This window comes from Stenotrophomonas sp. YJH_SMC_105-26 (assembly GCF_059368915.1).
The window spans coordinates 161,663-178,111 of record NZ_JCAFSD010000001.1 but is presented as its reverse complement, the minus strand read 5'-3'; the positions used below and the strand labels follow the sequence as shown (position 1 = coordinate 178,111).

The following is a 16,449-nucleotide window of genomic DNA, read 5'->3' as shown; positions in this document are numbered from 1 at the left end:
CTGTCCAGCAGCAGGGGAGGGACCGGCTCAAAGGCCGGCCCAGGCTTCCACTTCCTCGACGAAGTGGTGCACGTCCAGGTAGCGGTTGTAGAGCGGGGTGGGCGAGATGCGGATCACGTCGGGTTCGCGCCAGTCGCCGAGCACACCGATGCCGCGCAGGTGCTCGAACAGTGCGCGGCCACGCTCGCGGCCACCGATCACGCGCAGCGACAACTGGCAGCCGCGGCGCTGCGGATCGGCCGGGGTGATGATGTCCAGCACCTGCGGCAGGCGCGCGCGCACCAGTGCTTCGAGCATGCCGGTGAGCGCCAGCGATTTGCTGCGCAGCGCCTCCATGCCGGCACGTTCGAACAGGTCCAGCGAGGCACGCAGCGGTGCCAGGCCGAGGATCGGTGGATTGCTCAGCTGCCAACCCTCGGCGCCGATGGCCGGGGTGAACTGCGGCGCCATCTGGAAACGGGTGGCTTCCTCATGGCCCCACCAGCCAGCAAAGCGCGGCAGGGTGGTATCGCGGTGGTGGCGCTCGTGCACGAAGGCGCCAGCCACTGCGCCCGGGCCGCTGTTGAGGTACTTGTAATGGCACCACACGGCGAAATCGGGGGCCACGTCATGCAGGCGCAGCGGCAGGTTGCCGACCGAGTGCGCCAGGTCGAAGCCGATGCGTGCGCCCTGCAGGCGGGCGGCGCGGGTGATCGCATCGAGGTCGAAGGCCTGGCCGGTGCGGTACTGCACGCCAGGCCACAGCACCAGTGCCAGGCGCGGGCCGTGTTCGGTCATGGCGCGCTCGATGGCGTTCAGTGAAATCGTGCCGTTGGCTTCGTCCGGCTGCACTTCCACCAGGCACTCGGCCGGGTCGAAGCCATGGAAGCGGATCTGGGCTTCCACCGCGTGGCGATCGGTCGGGAACGCGCCGGCTTCCATCAGGATCACCGGGCGCTGCGTGGTCGGCCGGTAGAAGCTGACCATCATCAGGTGCAGGTTTACGCTCAGCGTGTTCATCGCCACCACTTCGCTGGGCAGCGCGCCAACCACGCGGGCCAGCTGCGCGCTCACCAGGCGGTGGTAGGACAGCCATTGCGTCGGGCCGGTGAAGTGGCCTTCCACCGCCAGTTCGCCCCACTGCTTCATCACTTCCTGCACCGCTGCCTGCGCGCCGCGGGGCTGCAGGCCCAGCGAGTTGCCCACGAAGTAGGTCTGCTCGCCGCCCTCATGGCGCGGAATCAGGAATTCACTGCGCAGCGGGCGCAGCGGATCGGCGGCGTCCAGGGCGATGGCGTGGGTGCGGCTGAGCAGGTCGGACATGGTCGGGCAACAGGCTGCAACGGGACCGCCAGTGTAGCGCCTGGGATGGTGGGACCGACGCCCTGAACGCCTGCGCGCCGGTTGAACTGTAGAGCCGAGCCCATGCTCGGCTTCGCGGCCCGGCAGCCGAGCATGGGCTCGGCTCTACAAGGGCCATGCCCGGCGACCGTTCAGCCCACCGCCGGCGCCGGCAGCGGATCCACGTGCCCGCACTGGCTGCAGGTACGCAGCTCCAGGCTGGCGTGGTAGCGCGCAAACACCTTGGGCAGGTCGGTCTCGATGTTCTGCAGCGGGAAGAACTCTTCGTGCAGCTTGTGGTTGCAGCGCTCGCAGTGCCAGATCACGCCGTCCATCTCGTGCGGCAGGCGCTTGCGCTCGACCACCAGGCCGATGCCACCGGGCGGGCGCCGCGGCGAGTGCGGAACCTTTGCCGGCAGCAGGAAGATCTCGCCGGCGCGGATCGGGATGTCGCGCACCGCGCCGTCTTCCTGCACCTTCAGCACCATCTCGCCTTCGAGCTGGTAGAACCACTCGGGGCCTTCGTCGTAGTGATAGTCGGTGCGCGAATTCGGCCCGCCGACTACCATCACGATGAAATCGCCGTTGTCGATCATCTTGTTGCCCACCGGCGGCTTCAGCAGGTGGCGGTTCTCTTCGATCCAGGCGTGCAGGTTGATCGGCGAAGCGAGCATGATGGTCATCCGTAAGGGATCAGTCGCGCTTGCCCTTGCGCGGGATGTAGGACAGGGCCTTTTCATATGCAGGCTGCAGCTCTTCCTGCGAACCGACGTCGATGCCCATCTCGCGCACGCGTCCGTCCTTCAGGCTGTAGACCCAGCCATGCACCATCAGCTTCTGGCCGCGGGCCCACGCATCCTGCACGATGGTCGAGCGGCACAGGTTGGCCACCTGCTCGATCACGTTCAGTTCGCACAGGCGCGCGTGCTTGAGCTCATCGGTCTCGATCGCATCGAGGATGCCAGTGTGCTTCTGCATCACGTCACCGACGTGGCGCAGCCAGTTGTCGGCCAGGCCGACGCGGGTGTTGTGCAGGCAGGCATGCACACCGCCGCAGCCGTAGTGGCCAACGATCAGGATGTGCTTCACCTTCAGCTGGTCCACCGCGTACTGCACCACGCTCAGGCAGTTCAGGTCGGTGTGCGCGACCACGTTGGCGACGTTGCGGTGCACGAACACTTCGCCCGGGGCCATGCCGATGATCTGGTTGGCCGGCACGCGCGAATCGGAGCAGCCGATCCACAGGTATTCCGGGTGCTGCTGCTTGGCCAGCTGGTGGAAGAACTCGGGGTCTTCCTTCTCGATCCGGTCGGCCCAGTCGCGGTTGTTCTGCAGCAGCTTGTGGATGTCTTTCATGTTCGGGTCCCTGGCGTGGGGGGGGGGAGCGCCGCAGCCGTCCGGCTGCGTCGTCGCGGGAATCTGCGGCGTTCAGTCGCTGCGGGCGGCCTGTTCGCGGTGCCAGCGCATCCACTGCGCCAACTCGGTGGAAGAGGGGGTGCCCAGCTGTTCCAGTTCGGCGATCACCGCACGCTGGTTGGCGTCGGGATGGTTCTGGCTCAGCTTGAGCTTCATCTGCACATGTTCGACCTGGAAACGGAAGCCGATGATGGCGCGCAGCTCCGGGCCATGTTCGGCACGCGTGGCATCGAACTGCCAGGCCTGGCCGACACTGGCTTCGAAGCGGTCGCTGATCGCGCCGACCAGCTCCGCCAGCGCACCGGCATCGTCGAAGGTCTGCAGCTGGCCACGCAGCTCGGCAGCAGCGTAGTTCCAGGTGGGTACCCGCGCGGCGGGCTCCTTGTCCGGATACCAGCTGGCCGAGACGTAACCGTGCGGTCCATCGACCAGCACCTTGGCCGCGCCGCTGTGGCGCGACTGCGGGTTGGCGCGGGCCCAGTGGCCGCGCAGTTCGATCTGGTCGCCGTCACGCCGGTACAGCACCGGCATCCGGGTCAGCTCCGGCAGGCCATCGCTGCCGGGGGTGAGCACGGTAACGAACGGGTCGCGCGCCAGCAGGCGGTCCAGCCAGAGCAGGTCGGTCTCGGCGAAGGCGCGCGGGGTGAACATGCAGGGGTCAGGCGCGCCCGCCGAGTGACTGGATCATGCGGCCACGCAGGCCCTCGTCGCTGTCGGCCTGCGGCGGCTGCACTTCGTGCAGGCTGAAGCCGCGCACCAGTGCGTCCTCCTCGTCCAGGCCGTCGTACTCGACGAACTCGGCGTCGAACAACTGCGAACGGGCGGTGTCTTCGCTGTCGTAGCTCAGCGTGTTGCCATCGCTGTCGAGCACTTCGGCGGTGCCGGCCGGGCGAACGCGCAGGCGCGCCCAGATGAGGGTGTTGCCGAGGCTGGCCAGCCACCAGCTGTCGCGCGAGGCGGTGATGTCATTCATGAGCGTATTACCAGAGCGAGGCCAGCCAGAGCAGGGCGGCCATGCCCAGTCCGGCCAGCAGGGTCAGCAGCGATACCCAGGCCGGTGTCGCCAGCCCGGACAGCGAGCGGTCCGGTTGCTGCCGATAGTCGCGTCGCAGCAGCCAGGCCAGGGCATCGGGCTTGAGGAAGGCGCCGCTGCCGAAGCGCGCGGCGAGCGCCGGATGGCGGTCGCGCACGTGCACCAGGGTCAGCGGCCAGAAGATCACGAAGGCACTGAACCCGGCCACTGCAACGCCGACGAAACAAAGGGCGAAGAACAGGGTCATGGGGGCGGTACCTCCGTGGTCGTGTGGGGCTTAGAAGTCCGCGCTGCCCGGCGCGCGCGGGTAGGGGATCGCATCGCGGATGTTGGACAGCCCGCAGACGTACACCACCAGGCGCTCGAAGCCCAGGCCGAAGCCGGCGTGCGGCACCGAACCATAGCGGCGGAAATCGCGGTACCAGCTGTAGTGCTCGCGATCCAGGCCGAACTGGGCCATGCGCGCGTCCAGCACGTCCAGGCGCTCTTCGCGCTGGCTGCCGCCGATGATCTCGCCGATGCCCGGGGCCAGCACGTCCATCGCGGCAACGGTCCTGCCGTCGTCGTTCAGGCGCATGTAGAAGGCCTTGATGTGCTCCGGATAGTTGGTCACCACCACCGGGCGGCCGACGTGTTCCTCGGTCAGCCAGCGCTCGTGCTCGGTCTGCAGGTCCAGGCCCCATTCAACCGGGAAGTCGAACTTCCTGCCGGACTTCTGCAGCAGGCTGACCGCGTCGGTGTAGTCGATGCGCTCGAACGGTGCGTTGATGAAGTCTTCCAGCTTGGTGATCGCGTTCTTGTCCACGCGCTCGGCAATGAAGGCCAGGTCGTCGCTGCGTTCGTTCAGCACTGCGCGGAACAGGTACTTCAGGAACTCCTCGGCCAGGCGCGCGTCTTCGGCCAGGTCGGCGAAGGCGATTTCCGGCTCGATCATCCAGAACTCCGCCAGGTGGCGGGTGGTGTGGCTGTTCTCGGCGCGGAAGGTCGGGCCGAAGGTGTAGACCTTGCTCAGCGCCAGGCAGTAAGCCTCGACGTTCAGCTGGCCGGACACGGTCAGGAAGGTTTCCTTGCCGAAGAAGTCGCGGCTGAAATCGATCGCGCCCTTCTCGTCACGCGGCAGGTTCACCATGTCCAGGGTGGACACACGGAACATCTGCCCGGCGCCTTCGGCGTCGGAGGTGGTGATGATCGGGGTGCTGATCCAGTTGAAGCCGTTCTCGTGGAAGAAGCGGTGCACGGCCTGGGCCAGGCAATTGCGGATGCGGGTGACCGCGCCGAACAGGTTGGTGCGCGGACGCAGGTGCGCCACTTCGCGCAGGAACTCCGGCGACATCGGCTTGGGCTGGATCGGGTAGGTGAGCGGGTCTTCGACCCAGCCGACCACGTCCAGCGTGCTGGCCTGGATCTCGAACGACTGGCCCTTGCCCTGCGACTTCACCAGCGTGCCGGTGGCGATGACCGAGCAGCCGCTGGTCAGGCGCTTGATCTCATCGAAGTTGGCCAGGCTGTCGCCGGCCACGACCTGGATCGGGGCGAAGCAGGAGCCGTCGCTCACATTCACGAAGGCCAGATTCGCTGAACCGCGCACCGTGCGCACCCATCCGCGTACCGTGACTTCGCCGCCTTCCGGGATCTTCCCGGCAAGCGCATGTTCAACGCTGACCACCGTCATGACTTGAATCCTCTGCTGATCGACTCGATCTGTGAACACGGGAGTTTACCGGTTGCAGCGTTCTGCTTGCGAGGCATTTTTCGTGGCAACGGCTCCTTATAATGTCCCCGTACCTCTGGAGTAGCCCCATGGCCGTCAGCCTGACCCCCATTGCCTTCGAGCGCGTGCAGCGCTTCGTCGCCCAGACCCCCGGCGCGCTGGGCCTGCGTTTCGGCGTGACCAAGACCGGCTGCTCCGGCTGGGGCCACGTGACCGACCTGGCCCGCGATGAGCGCGAGGGCGACACGGTGTTCGAGCAGGAGGGCGTGAAGATCTACGTCGACGCCAAGAGCCTGGCCCTGGTGGACGGCACCGTGATCGACTTCGGCAAGCACGGCCTGAGCGAGACCTTCACGTTCAGCAACCCGAACGCCACCGCCGAGTGTGGCTGCGGCGAGAGCTTCACCACCGACGCCGACAAGGCCTGAGGGCCGGCCACCGGGCATGGCCCGGCGCTGACCAGGCGTGCTCTGGTGGGCGCCGACCTTGGTCGGCACGCTGGGCTCGGCAGGGACCCCACGGATGGAACGACCGCTTTTCACCTATCACCCCAATGCCTACGACCTCTCCTTCGAAGAGGTCGAGGGGATCTGCGACTGCTGCGGACAGGCGCGCGCACTGCGCTATCGCGGACCGTTCTACACCCGCCTGCGCCCGGATTACCTGTGCCCCTGGTGTATCGCCGATGGCAGGGCTGCGGCCAGTTACGAGGGGGAGTTCATCGGCTGGAGCGATATCGAGGGGGTATCCCCGGATCCGGCTGATCCGCCGCCGACCATCGCCCGTGAGCTGCTGCTGGAGATCTGCGAGCGCACCCCGGGCTACTCCTCCTGGCAGCAATCGGTCTGGTTGAGCCATTGCGAACGGCCCTGCGCCTTCCTCGGCTACGCCGGCAGCGACGATCTGCTGCCGATCCTCGACCAGGTCCGGCCGGACGTGGCGGCGGTCAATCCGCGCGACGCCGACTGGGTGCTGGAGCATCTGAGCCGGGACGGGATGATGGTCGGCTGCCTGTTCCAATGCCTGGAATGCGGCCAGCATCGTCTTCACGTCGATCTGGAATGAGCACGTGCCGGACATGGGCCGGCGCTCCCGTTCAGGTTGCCCGGTTTGCGCCCGGTTGCCCGGTGGCGCCGCTTGCCGCATAATGCGCGGCTTCCTGCCTTCCCGGCGGGAATCCTTGCCCCACCGCGGTCTCAACGGCGGGGGGCTGTCCGGCCGCAAGGCCACATCCGAAAGGTAGAAAAAACATGAGTCGTCATTACGAAATCGTGTTCATGGTCCACCCGGACCAGAGCGAGCAGGTCCCGGCCATGATCGAGCGCTACAAGTCGCTGGTCGAGAACGGCAACGGCACCATCCACCGTCTGGAAGACTGGGGCCGCCGCCAGCTGGCGTACCCGATCCAGAACCTGGTGAAGGCCCACTACGTGCTGATGAACATCGAAGCCGACCAGGCCGTTCTGAACGAACTGACCGAAAGCTTCCGCTTCAACGACGCCGTGCTGCGCAACCTGGTCATCAAGCGTGACGAGGCTGACACCGAGCAGTCGCTGATCATGAAGAGCAAGGACGAGAAGGGTGACAAGCCGGAGCGCGGTGAGCGCCGTCGTCGTGACGACGAAGAGGGCGAGTCCACCACCACCGCTGACAACGAAGCCGGCGACGCCGCCGCTTCCGCCGCCTAAGGAGCCTTCCCATGTCCAAGTTCTTCCGTCGCCGCAAGTTCTGCAAGTTCACGGCTGAAGGTGTGAAGGAGATCGACTACAAGGATCTCAACACCCTGCGCCAGTACCTGACCGAGAACGGCAAGATCGTGCCGAGCCGCGTCACCGGTACCAAGTCGAAGTACCAGCGCCAGCTGGCGACCGCCGTCAAGCGCGCTCGCTTCCTGGCCCTGATCCCGTACACCGACAACCACGACGTCTGATGCCCGGCGGGGCGGCCCGGTGCCGCCCCCGCTGTGCCAGCTATTCGGACAGCCTTTGTTGCGGGGCATCGCCTCGCTAACGAATAACTCATCTGGAGCAATACCATGCAGCTGATCCTCCTGCAGAAAGTCACCAACCTCGGCAACCTGGGCGACCTGGTCGACGTGAAGCCGGGCTACGGCCGTAACTTCCTCGTGCCGCAGGGCAAGGCCGTTCCGGCCACCGAGAGCAACAAGGCCGAGTTCGAAGCCAAGCGCGCCGAATACGAAGCCAAGGCCCAGGCCATCCACGCCGACGCTGACGCCCGCAAGGCCAAGCTGGACGGCGCGAGCGTGACCATCCCGGCCAACGCTTCGACCGAAGGCAAGCTGTACGGCTCGGTCGGCGCCCGCGAAATCGCCGATGCCTTCACCGCTGCCGGCCTGCCGGTCAGCAAGAGCGAAGTCATCCTGGGCGAAGGCGCCTTCCGCAACATCGGCGAGTACGACGTGCTGATCCACCTGCACGCCGACGTCGAGACCACCGTCAAGGTCGTCGTCGTCGCCGAAGCCTGATCCCACGCCGCAAGGCCTGGCATCACCGCAGAACGGGCGCCCGCAAGGGTGCCCGTTTTGTTTTATGGCTCCGTTTCGTGGCGTGCGGCCACGTCCGGCCGACGGGGTGGGGCTGGACAATGTTCCACGCCCATTCGTAGAACACGGCCACATCGGTATACTCAGGGCGTCACACCCGTTCCACGGGCATCGATCCCAGCAGGATCAATGACTTGGAGGGTAAACGCAGGCCGCTTGCCGGCCCCAGTCCGGAACCCCTATGCGTCTTTCCACGATCAAGCTGTCCGGCTTCAAGTCGTTCGTCGATCCGACCACCCTGCACCTGCCGACCAACATGACCGGCGTGGTGGGCCCCAATGGCTGCGGCAAGTCGAACATCATCGATGCCGTGCGCTGGGTCATGGGCGAGAGTTCGGCCAGCCGCCTGCGTGGCGACTCGCTGACCGACGTGATCTTCTCCGGGTCCAATGCCCGCAAGCCGGTCTCGCAGGCTACCGTCGAGCTGATCTTCGACAACTCCGACCACACGATCTCCGGCGAATACGCCTCGTTCAACGAAATCTCGGTCAAGCGCACGGTCAGCCGCGACGGCACCAGCAACTATTACCTCAACGGCACCAAGTGCCGCCGTCGCGACATCACCGACCTGTTCCTCGGCACCGGCCTGGGCCCGCGCAGCTACTCGATCATCGAGCAGGGCATGATCAGCCAGATCATCGAGGCGCGCCCGGAAGACCTGCGCGTGTACCTGGAAGAGGCAGCCGGCATCTCCAAGTACAAGGAGCGCCGCAAGGAGACCGAGACCCGCATCCGCCACACCCGCGAGAACCTGGACCGGCTGGGCGACCTGCGCGACGAGATCAGCAAGCAGCTCGAACACCTCAAGCGCCAGGCCAGGCAGGCCGAGCAGTACCAGGCCCTGCAGGAAGAGCGCCGGATCAAGGATGCCGAGTGGAAGGCGCTGGAATTCCGTGGTCTCGACGGTCGCCTGTCGAAGCTGCGCGAAGGCCTGTCGCAGGAAGAGACCAAGCTGCAGCAGCTGATCGCCGACCAGCGTGATGCCGAGGCCCGCATCGAGACCTCGCGCGCGCGGCGCGAAGAGGCCGCCGACGCGCTCAACACCGCGCAGGCCGCGGTCTACCAGGTCGGCAGCACGCTGGCGCGCCTGGAACAGCAGATCCAGCACCAGCGCGAGCTGTCGCAGCGCCTGCACAAGGCGCGCGATGAAACCCAGCAGGCCCTGGCCGAACTGGGCCAGCACATCAGCGGCGACGAGGCCAAACTGAGGGTGCTGCGCGAGGCAGTGGAGGCCGCCACCCCGCAGCTGGAAGCGCTGCAGGAAGAGAACGAGATCAAGCAGGAAAGCCTGCGCGAGGCCGAAGACCGGCTGGCCAGTTGGCAGCAGCGCTGGGAGCAGCACACCTCGCAGAGTTCGGAGGCGTCGCGCGCCGGTGATGTCGAGCGCACGCGCGTGGACTACCTGGACAAGCAGATCCTCGACGCCGACCGGCGTCGCGAGGCCTTGGCCGCCGAGCGCGCCGGGCTGGACGTGGACGCGCTGGAAGAAGCCTTCGAGCAGCTGCACCTGCAGCACGACACGCAGAAGGCCGCGCTGGATGAACTGAGCGAAGACGTCGAGCTGCGCAAGCAGGGCGTGGCGGCCGTGCAGGAACAGCAGCGCAATGGCCAGAACGAACTGGCCGAACTGCGCAAGCAGGCCAACGGCCTGCGCGGTCGCCTGGCCTCGCTGGAAACCCTGCAGCAGGCCGCGCTGGGCCAGGAGCAGGGCGCGGCCGTCGCGTGGCTGAAGGCGCGCGGGCTGGATTCGGCGGCACGTGTCGGCGAACGCCTGGACGTCGATGCCGGTTGGGAAAACGCGGTGGAAAGTGCGCTCGGCCAGCTGATCGAAGGCGTGCTGGTCGATGACCCGTGCAGCCTGGTCAACGCCCTCGGCGAACTCGGCGACGGCCACATTGCGCTGGTCGCCAGCGCGGATGCCGAGGTCAAGGCTGCACCGACGTCGCTGGCCGCACGCGTGCGTGGCCCGGCGGCGATCCGTCGCCTGCTGGCGCACCTGCATGGTGCCAAGGACCTGTCCGAGGCGAAGGCCCTGCAGGCCAGCCTTCCGGAAGGCGATTCGATCATCACCCAGAGCGGCGAGCGCCTGGGCCAGGGCTGGCTGCGCGTGTCGCGCTCCGGTGCAGCCCAGCAGGGCGCTCTGCTGCGCGAACGCGAGATCAACGAGCTGCGCGAGCAGATCGAGCAGCTGCAGGACCGCGAGGCCGAGCTGGAAGAACAGCTGGCCGGTTTCCGCGAGCAGCTGCAGGCGGCTGAACAGCAGCGCGAAGACGCGCAGCGTGCGCTGTACCAGGCCCATCGCGCGGTGTCCGAGCTGGCTGGCCAGCTGCAGGGCCAGCAGGGCAAGGTAGAGGCTGCACGCACGCGCATCGACCGCATCGAAGGCGAGCTGAAGCAACTGCAGGAAACGATTGAAGCCAACAACGCGCAGGCGCGCGAAGCGCGCTCGCGGTTGGAGAACGCGGTCAGCAGCATGGGTGACCTGGAGTCGACCCGGCAGCGGCTGGAGGGCGAGCGCCGCCAGCTGACCGAGGCGCGCGACCTGGCCCGCGATGCTGCCCGTGCAGTGCGCGAGCGCTCGCATTCGCTGGCCCTGACCCTGGAATCGCAGCGTGCGCAGCTGGCCTCGTTGAGCCAGGCGCTGGAGCGCATGGGCACCCAGCGCGGGCAGCTGGATTCGCGGCTGGGCGAGCTGCATTCACAGCTGGACGAAGGTGATTCGCCGGTCGAAGCGCTGCAGGCCGAACACCAGAACGCGCTGGAAGAGCGCGTGCGCGCCGATCGCGTGCTGACCGAGGCGCGGACGCTGCTGGACGGCATCGACGCCGAGCTGCGCAACTACGAGCAGACCCGCCACCAGCGCGACGAACAGGCGCTGGCCCAGCGCGAGCGTATTTCGCAGCGCAAGCTGGACCAGCAGGCGCTGGTGCTGAGCGCGGACACCCTGCAGGGCGCGGTGGAGAAGGCCGGCTTCGTGCTGCAGGACGTGCTCAACGCACTGCCCGAGGATGCGCGCCTGGGCGACTGGGAGCAGGCCGTGCATCAGATCGACGCACGCATGCGCCGGCTGGAGCCGGTCAACCTGGCCGCCATCCACGAGTACGGCGAGGCTTCGCAGCGCTCGGATTACCTGGATTCGCAGCACACCGACCTGACTACGGCGCTGGAAACCCTCGAGGATGCCATCCGCAAGATCGACCGCGAGACCCGCGGCCGTTTCAAGGACACCTTCGACCGCGTCAATGCTGGCGTGCAGGCGCTGTACCCGCGCCTGTTCGGTGGCGGCCACGCCTACCTGGAGCTGACCGGTGAAGACCTGCTCGACACCGGTGTGACCATCATGGCGCGCCCGCCGGGCAAGCGCGTGTCCAGCATCTCGCTGCTGTCCGGCGGCGAGAAGGCGATGACGGCAGTGGCGCTGGTGTTCGCCATCTTCCAGCTGAACCCCGCGCCATTCTGCCTGCTGGACGAGGTGGACGCGCCGCTGGACGAAGCCAACGTCGGCCGGCTGGCCAACATGGTCAAGGAAATGAGCGAGAAGGTGCAGTTCCTGTTCGTCAGCCACAACAAGGCGACGATGGAGGCCGCGCACCAGCTCTCGGGCGTGACCATGCGCGAACCGGGCGTCAGCCGCCTGGTCAGCGTGGACCTGGAAGAAGCCGCGCGATTGGCGGGCGCGGCCTGACGTGCCATCCTAGTTACCTGAATGAACTAGCCGGAGAACCTATCGAATGTCCGACACGGCACTGTTGCGCATCGGCATCCTGGCCGCCGGCCTGCTGTTGATCGCCGCGATCTTCCTGTTTGGCCGTCCGAAGAAGAAGCCCCAGGGACGCCGCGTGGAAAGCGCGGAACCGGCCAGCGGCGAGCGCCGCGAACCGGTATTGGGCGAGGATGGCGTTGTCGTGGCCGATGGCCGCGTCGAACCGGGCATGGGCACGGAAGGCGAACAGGCCGAACTCGGCCTGGGCGATACCGACCCGGGCGCCAGCGATCTCGGCAAGCGCGCCACCCAGGATTTCGACAAGATCGTTTCGCTGTTCGTGGCCGCCCGGGCCGGCGAGCAGCTGCGCGGCGAAGACATCGTGGTAGCGGCGGAGAAGACCGGCCTGGTGTTCGGCCACATGAACGTGTTCCACCGTCTGGTGGAAGGCCATCCCGAGCGCGGGCCGATCTTCTCGATGGCCAGCATCATGAAGCCAGGCAGCTTCGACATGGCCAACATCCGTGCCATGGAAACCCCGGCCATCGCCTTCTTCCTGACCCTGCCGGCGCCGCTGACCGCGCTGGATGCCTGGGAGAAGATGCTGCCGACGGTGCAGCGCATGGCCGAACTGCTGGATGGCGTGGTGCTGGATGACAGCCGCAACGCCCTGGGTCGCCAGCGCATCGCGCACATCCGTGACGAACTGCGCGCCTACGACCGCCAGCACCAGGCGCCGCCGCTGACCAAGACCCCGCGCTGGTGAGCGCCATGGCGTGCCGACCAACGGTCGGCACCCACCCCGACCAACGGTCGGCACCCACAACAGTAGATCCACGCCATGCGTGGATGGGGTCTACGCCGGTACGCCGGCCACCTTGGCAAACGCGCGGCGGAACGCGGCCATCTCGTCCTCGCTGCCGACGGTCACGCGCACGTGCTGCGGCCAGATCGGCCAGCTGCGCCCGATCACCACACCGTTGTCGGCCATCGCCTTGGCGAACGTGCTGCCGTCGCGTTGCACGTCGACCACGAAGCAGTTCGCTTCCGACGGCAGGCAGCTGAAACCACGCTTGCCCAGCCATGCGATGGTGGCCTGGCGCACCTTGGCGTTCTGCAGGCGACGCTGCGGAATCAGCTGCGGATCCTGCAGGCTGGCCAGCGCCGCCGCCAGCGCGGGCACCGGTAGCGGGTTGTCGCCGGGGCTGGCCAGCTCGCGCAGACGCTCGGGATGTGCGGCCGCCAGGCCCAGGCGCAGGCCGGCCATGCCGTACAGTTTGGAGAAGGTACGCAGTACGATCAGATCGTCGCGCTGCGCCACCTGCGCGATCAGGCTGGGCTGCTCGCTGTATTGCAGGTAGGCCTCGTCGACCAGCACGCGGGTGGAAGCAGGCTTGTGGGCCAGCAGCCAGGCGAGCTCATCCGGTGGGCTGATCGAACCGGTCGGGTTGTTCGGATTGCACACGTACAGCAGCCCGGTCGGGCGCGCATGCGCGGCTGCGACCATCGCACGCAGGTCGTGTGCGCCGTCATTGCGCAGCGGCACCTTCTGCACGTGTGCACCATGTGCGGCAGCGACCTCGCCCAGGGTCTCGAAGGTGGGGTCGGCCACCACCAGTCCCGCCTGCGGGCCGGTCCACAACGTGGCGGCGCGGTTCAACGGTTCGCTGGAGCCCGGATAGAGGCGCACATGGTCGGCCGGGATACGGGCCTGCTCGATGAAGGCATCGCGTACCTGTGCCGCCAGGGCGAAGCGGTAGCGGCCGCAGCTGGCGATGCTGTCGCGCGCCGCCTGCTGGGCAGCGGGGGAGGGGCCGTAGGGGCATTCGTTGAAGTTCAGTAGTACCGCGCCTTCGGCAGGGGCCGCACCGACGGTGGCCGCGGATTGGGCCTGGCCACGCAGCGGCAGGCCGCTGCCGGCGATGGCAAGGCTGGCACCGGCCAGCTGCAGGAAGCGTCTACGGGAGTCAGGCAGGGTCATGGGCAGGATTCCGATGGGGCCGTCGCACGCTAGCGCCGGCGTGAGCGGGCGGCAAGGTGCTTTTTGTGGCGTCGAGCCATGCTCGACTACAGACGTGCCAACCAAGGTTGGCACCTACCGGAGCGGGGAGTGCCCGTCGAGCACGCTCGACGCTGCAAAGGCGGGGCGTTACAGGGCCTGACGGCCGGGCGCGGTAGAATCCCCGGCCATCCCAGAACCACCGGATCCCGATGAGCCCCAGCCCCGCCGAACGCGCCGAAGATCTCCGCCGGCAGATCGCCCAGGCCAACCGCGCCTACCACGAGCTGGACGCGCCGGAGATCCCCGACGTCGACTACGACCGGATGGTGCGCGAGCTGGAAGCGTTGGAGCGCGAGCACCCGGAGCTGGCCCGTGCCGACAGCCCGACCCAACAGGTCGGTGCACGCCCGTCCGGCCGCTTCCCCGAAGTGCGCCATGCGGTGCCGATGCTGTCGCTGTCCAATGCCTTCAGCGATGAGGAAGTGGCCGACTTCGTGCGCCGCATCGATGAGCGCCTGGGCCGCCGCAGCCTGCAGTTCTCGGCCGAACCGAAGATGGATGGCCTGGCGATCAGCCTGCGCTACGAGGACGGTCATTTCGTACTCGGCGCAACCCGCGGTGATGGCAGTACCGGCGAGGACGTGACCGCCAACCTGCGTGAAATCGGCGATGTTCCCAAGCGCCTGCACGGCAAGGACTGGCCGGATGTGCTGGAGGTGCGTGGCGAGGTGTACATGGCCCGCGCCGACTTCGAGGCCTACAACGAACGTGCGCGCCAGCAGGGCGGCAAGGTGCTGGCCAACCCGCGCAACGCGGCAGCGGGTTCACTGCGCCAGCTCGATCCGAAGATCAGTGCGCAGCGCCGGCTGAGTTTCTTCGCCTACGGCACCGGTGAAGTGCAGGGCGGCGAGCTGCCGGACACCCATTCGGGCACGCTGGCCCAGCTCGGCGCCTGGGGCTTCCCGGTCAGCGGGTTGTGCAAGGTGGTGCAAGGCGCCGACGGCCTGCTCGGCTACTACCGTGACATCGGCGAGCGTCGCGATGGCCTGCCGTTCGACATCGATGGTGTGGTCTACAAGCTGGATGACCGCGCCGGCCAGCAGGCCATGGGTTTTGTCTCGCGTGCGCCACGCTGGGCCATCGCGCACAAGTTCCCGGCACAGGAACAGAGCACCACGGTGGAGGCGATCGAGATCCAGATCGGCCGCACCGGTGCCGCCACGCCGGTCGCGCGGCTGGCACCGGTGGCTGTGGCCGGCGTGATCGTGTCCAATGCCACGTTGCACAATGCCGATCAGATCGCGCGTCTCGATGTGCGTGTCGGTGACAGCGTGATCGTGCGGCGTGCTGGCGACGTGATTCCGGAAGTGGTCAGCGTCATCCTCGACCGCCGTCCACAGGGCACCTCGCCCTGGCAGATGCCGACGCGCTGCCCGGTGTGCGGCTCGGAAATCGTGCGCGAGGAAGGTGCAGCTGCGTGGCGCTGTTCGGGCGAACTGTCCTGCCCTGCGCAGCGCAAGGAGGCCATTGCCCATTTCGCTTCGCGCCGTGCGATGGATATCGACGGCCTCGGCGACAAGTACATCGAAACCCTGGTCGACGCCGGCATCGTCAGGAGCGTGGCCGATCTGTACCGGCTCAACCGCGACCAGCTGCTGCACCTGAAGCTGGTGCTGGATGCCGAGGACCCTTCCGCACTGGCCGCCGCGCTGAAGCTGCACCTGCCGGCAGAAGGCAGCGGCGCGGTGCTCAATGCGGTGCTCAAGCTGGATGGCAACGATCCGGCGTGGCGCGCGCAGGCGCTGGCACAGCCGGCCAGCTTCGAATGGAACACGAAGAAGATCGCCACCAGATGGGCCGACAACCTGATCGCGGCAATCGACGCCAGTCGCGCAGCCACGCTGGAGCGCCTGCTGTTCGCGCTTGGCATCGAGCACGTCGGCGAGAGCACGGCCAAGGCGCTGGCGCAGTGGTTCGGTGACCTGGAACTGATCCGCCACCTGCCATGGCCGTTGTTCAAGCGCGTGCCGGACATCGGTGGCGAAGTGGCGCGTTCTCTCGGCCATTTCTTCGAGCAGCAGGGCAACCAGCAGGCCATCGACGACCTGCTGCAGGTCGGGCAGGTGCGCATCAGTGATGTGCACGCGCCCAGTGCCAAGCTGCGCGAAGGCCTGGATCTGGCGCAACTGCTGGTCGAATCGGAAATCCCCGGCATCACCCGCCTGCGTGCGGAGAAGCTGGTGGCTGCCTTGCCGGGTGCCCAGGCGGTGCTGGATGCCGAGCATGGCCAGTTCGTCAACGCCGGCCTGCCGGACGACACTGCGCGCGGTCTGGCCGACTGGCTCGATGCCGATGGCCATGGCGCGATGCTGCTGGCAGCCGAGAAGGCGATGCAGCAGATCCTGGCCAAGGCGCCGGCGCTGGCCGAGATCGTGGCCGGCCCGCTGGATGGGCAGACCGTGGTGCTGACCGGCACCCTGGCCCAGCTCACCCGCGATGCCGCCAAGGAACGCCTGGAAGCGCTGGGTGCCAAGGTCTCCGGCAGCGTGTCGAAGAAGACCAGCTTCGTGGTCGCCGGCACCGAGGCCGGCTCCAAGCTGGACAAGGCGCAATCGCTGGGCGTGCCGGTGTGGGACGAAGACCGCCTGCTGGCCTACCTCGCCGAACACGAATGATGACCCGCCGGGTGCCCGGCGCCCGG

General features: G+C 67.4%; 16 protein-coding genes. 8 read left to right on the top strand and 8 right to left on the bottom strand.

From position 1 onward, the window contains the following. Positions 1–27 precede the first annotated feature (27 nt). The 7 genes from kynU to asnS all read right to left on the bottom strand — a co-directional run bounded on the left by kynU (position 28) and on the right by asnS (position 5,441). On the bottom strand, positions 28–1,302 hold the full coding sequence (kynU, locus tag AC5P7F_RS00965) for a kynureninase (RefSeq protein ID WP_014647667.1): 1,275 nt from the start codon (positions 1,300–1,302) through the stop codon (positions 28–30). 170 nt (positions 1,303–1,472) lie between these two features. Beyond that, positions 1,473–1,994, bottom strand: a complete 522-nt coding sequence (locus AC5P7F_RS00960) for a 3-hydroxyanthranilate 3,4-dioxygenase (RefSeq protein ID WP_049442510.1) — start codon at positions 1,992–1,994, stop codon at positions 1,473–1,475. 19 nt (positions 1,995–2,013) lie between these two features. Further along, the gene (gene can / locus AC5P7F_RS00955) at positions 2,014–2,676 is read right to left on the bottom strand and encodes a carbonate dehydratase (protein ID WP_010480460.1); all 663 of its coding nucleotides are present in this window, start codon (positions 2,674–2,676) and stop codon (positions 2,014–2,016) included. A 72-nt stretch (positions 2,677–2,748) separates the two neighbouring features. After that, positions 2,749–3,387: an FMN-binding negative transcriptional regulator gene (locus AC5P7F_RS00950; protein ID WP_164077091.1), complete on the bottom strand. Its 639-nt coding sequence runs from the start codon at positions 3,385–3,387 to the stop codon at positions 2,749–2,751. Positions 3,388–3,394: 7 nt separating this feature from the next. Further along, on the bottom strand, positions 3,395–3,709 hold the full coding sequence (locus AC5P7F_RS00945; protein ID WP_006453002.1) for a hypothetical protein: 315 nt from the start codon (positions 3,707–3,709) through the stop codon (positions 3,395–3,397). Between the two features lie 7 nt (positions 3,710–3,716). Further along, entirely contained in the window at positions 3,717–4,016 is a 300-nt protein-coding gene (locus AC5P7F_RS00940; RefSeq protein WP_005410232.1) for a hypothetical protein, read from the bottom strand. Between the two features lie 30 nt (positions 4,017–4,046). After that, positions 4,047–5,441, bottom strand: a complete 1,395-nt coding sequence (gene asnS / locus AC5P7F_RS00935) for an asparagine--tRNA ligase (RefSeq protein ID WP_014647663.1) — start codon at positions 5,439–5,441, stop codon at positions 4,047–4,049. 128 nt (positions 5,442–5,569) lie between these two features. Here asnS and AC5P7F_RS00930 point away from each other — a divergent pair, with 128 nt between their 5' ends. The 7 genes from AC5P7F_RS00930 (at position 5,570) to zipA (ending at position 12,512) form a co-directional block, all read left to right on the top strand. Further along, positions 5,570–5,908 (top strand): HesB/IscA family protein, encoded by a 339-nt coding sequence (locus tag AC5P7F_RS00930; RefSeq protein WP_111207035.1) that lies wholly within the window; start codon positions 5,570–5,572, stop codon positions 5,906–5,908. Between the two features lie 94 nt (positions 5,909–6,002). Beyond that, on the top strand, positions 6,003–6,545 hold the full coding sequence (locus AC5P7F_RS00925; RefSeq protein ID WP_014647661.1) for a CbrC family protein: 543 nt from the start codon (positions 6,003–6,005) through the stop codon (positions 6,543–6,545). Between the two features lie 185 nt (positions 6,546–6,730). Then, positions 6,731–7,168: a 30S ribosomal protein S6 gene (gene rpsF, locus AC5P7F_RS00920; RefSeq protein ID WP_495204121.1), complete on the top strand. Its 438-nt coding sequence runs from the start codon at positions 6,731–6,733 to the stop codon at positions 7,166–7,168. A gap of 11 nt (positions 7,169–7,179) precedes the next feature. Continuing rightward, positions 7,180–7,410, top strand: coding sequence for a 30S ribosomal protein S18 (rpsR, locus tag AC5P7F_RS00915; RefSeq protein WP_002804494.1), 231 nt, complete (start codon positions 7,180–7,182; stop codon positions 7,408–7,410). Positions 7,411–7,515: 105 nt separating this feature from the next. Next, the gene (gene rplI / locus AC5P7F_RS00910) at positions 7,516–7,965 is read left to right on the top strand and encodes a 50S ribosomal protein L9 (protein ID WP_014647660.1); all 450 of its coding nucleotides are present in this window, start codon (positions 7,516–7,518) and stop codon (positions 7,963–7,965) included. A 259-nt stretch (positions 7,966–8,224) separates the two neighbouring features. Next, entirely contained in the window at positions 8,225–11,728 is a 3,504-nt protein-coding gene (gene smc / locus AC5P7F_RS00905) for a chromosome segregation protein SMC (protein ID WP_164077090.1), read from the top strand. A 46-nt stretch (positions 11,729–11,774) separates the two neighbouring features. Next, positions 11,775–12,512 carry a cell division protein ZipA gene (zipA, locus tag AC5P7F_RS00900; protein WP_014647658.1) on the top strand — a complete coding sequence of 246 codons (738 nt, stop codon included), beginning with the start codon at positions 11,775–11,777 and terminating at the stop codon, positions 12,510–12,512. Between the two features lie 90 nt (positions 12,513–12,602). Here zipA and AC5P7F_RS00895 read toward each other — a convergent pair whose 3' ends face one another. Continuing rightward, positions 12,603–13,727 carry a pyridoxal phosphate-dependent aminotransferase gene (locus AC5P7F_RS00895; protein WP_164077089.1) on the bottom strand — a complete coding sequence of 375 codons (1,125 nt, stop codon included), beginning with the start codon at positions 13,725–13,727 and terminating at the stop codon, positions 12,603–12,605. Between the two features lie 224 nt (positions 13,728–13,951). On the opposite strand from AC5P7F_RS00895, the gene ligA reads away from it, so the two are divergent. Then, a complete protein-coding gene (gene ligA / locus AC5P7F_RS00890) occupies positions 13,952–16,423 on the top strand; it encodes an NAD-dependent DNA ligase LigA (protein ID WP_185741890.1) in 2,472 nt (823 codons plus the stop codon). Positions 16,424–16,449 lie beyond the last annotated feature (26 nt).

Bases quoted from the DNA above. Each gene is read 5' to 3' on its own strand.
- kynU (WP_014647667.1), bottom strand. From the start codon at position 1,302: ATGTCCGACCTGCTCAGCCGCACCCACGCCATCGCCCTGGACGCCGCC.
- AC5P7F_RS00960 (WP_049442510.1), bottom strand. From the start codon at position 1,994: ATGCTCGCTTCGCCGATCAACCTGCACGCCTGGATCGAAGAGAACCGC.
- can (WP_010480460.1), bottom strand. From the start codon at position 2,676: ATGAAAGACATCCACAAGCTGCTGCAGAACAACCGCGACTGGGCCGAC.
- AC5P7F_RS00950 (WP_164077091.1), bottom strand. From the start codon at position 3,387: ATGTTCACCCCGCGCGCCTTCGCCGAGACCGACCTGCTCTGGCTGGAC.
- AC5P7F_RS00945 (WP_006453002.1), bottom strand. From the start codon at position 3,709: ATGAATGACATCACCGCCTCGCGCGACAGCTGGTGGCTGGCCAGCCTC.
- AC5P7F_RS00940 (WP_005410232.1), bottom strand. From the start codon at position 4,016: ATGACCCTGTTCTTCGCCCTTTGTTTCGTCGGCGTTGCAGTGGCCGGG.
- asnS (WP_014647663.1), bottom strand. From the start codon at position 5,441: ATGACGGTGGTCAGCGTTGAACATGCGCTTGCCGGGAAGATCCCGGAA.
- AC5P7F_RS00930 (WP_111207035.1), top strand. From the start codon at position 5,570: ATGGCCGTCAGCCTGACCCCCATTGCCTTCGAGCGCGTGCAGCGCTTC.
- AC5P7F_RS00925 (WP_014647661.1), top strand. From the start codon at position 6,003: ATGGAACGACCGCTTTTCACCTATCACCCCAATGCCTACGACCTCTCC.
- rpsF (WP_495204121.1), top strand. From the start codon at position 6,731: ATGAGTCGTCATTACGAAATCGTGTTCATGGTCCACCCGGACCAGAGC.
- rpsR (WP_002804494.1), top strand. From the start codon at position 7,180: ATGTCCAAGTTCTTCCGTCGCCGCAAGTTCTGCAAGTTCACGGCTGAA.
- rplI (WP_014647660.1), top strand. From the start codon at position 7,516: ATGCAGCTGATCCTCCTGCAGAAAGTCACCAACCTCGGCAACCTGGGC.
- smc (WP_164077090.1), top strand. From the start codon at position 8,225: ATGCGTCTTTCCACGATCAAGCTGTCCGGCTTCAAGTCGTTCGTCGAT.
- zipA (WP_014647658.1), top strand. From the start codon at position 11,775: ATGTCCGACACGGCACTGTTGCGCATCGGCATCCTGGCCGCCGGCCTG.
- AC5P7F_RS00895 (WP_164077089.1), bottom strand. From the start codon at position 13,727: ATGACCCTGCCTGACTCCCGTAGACGCTTCCTGCAGCTGGCCGGTGCC.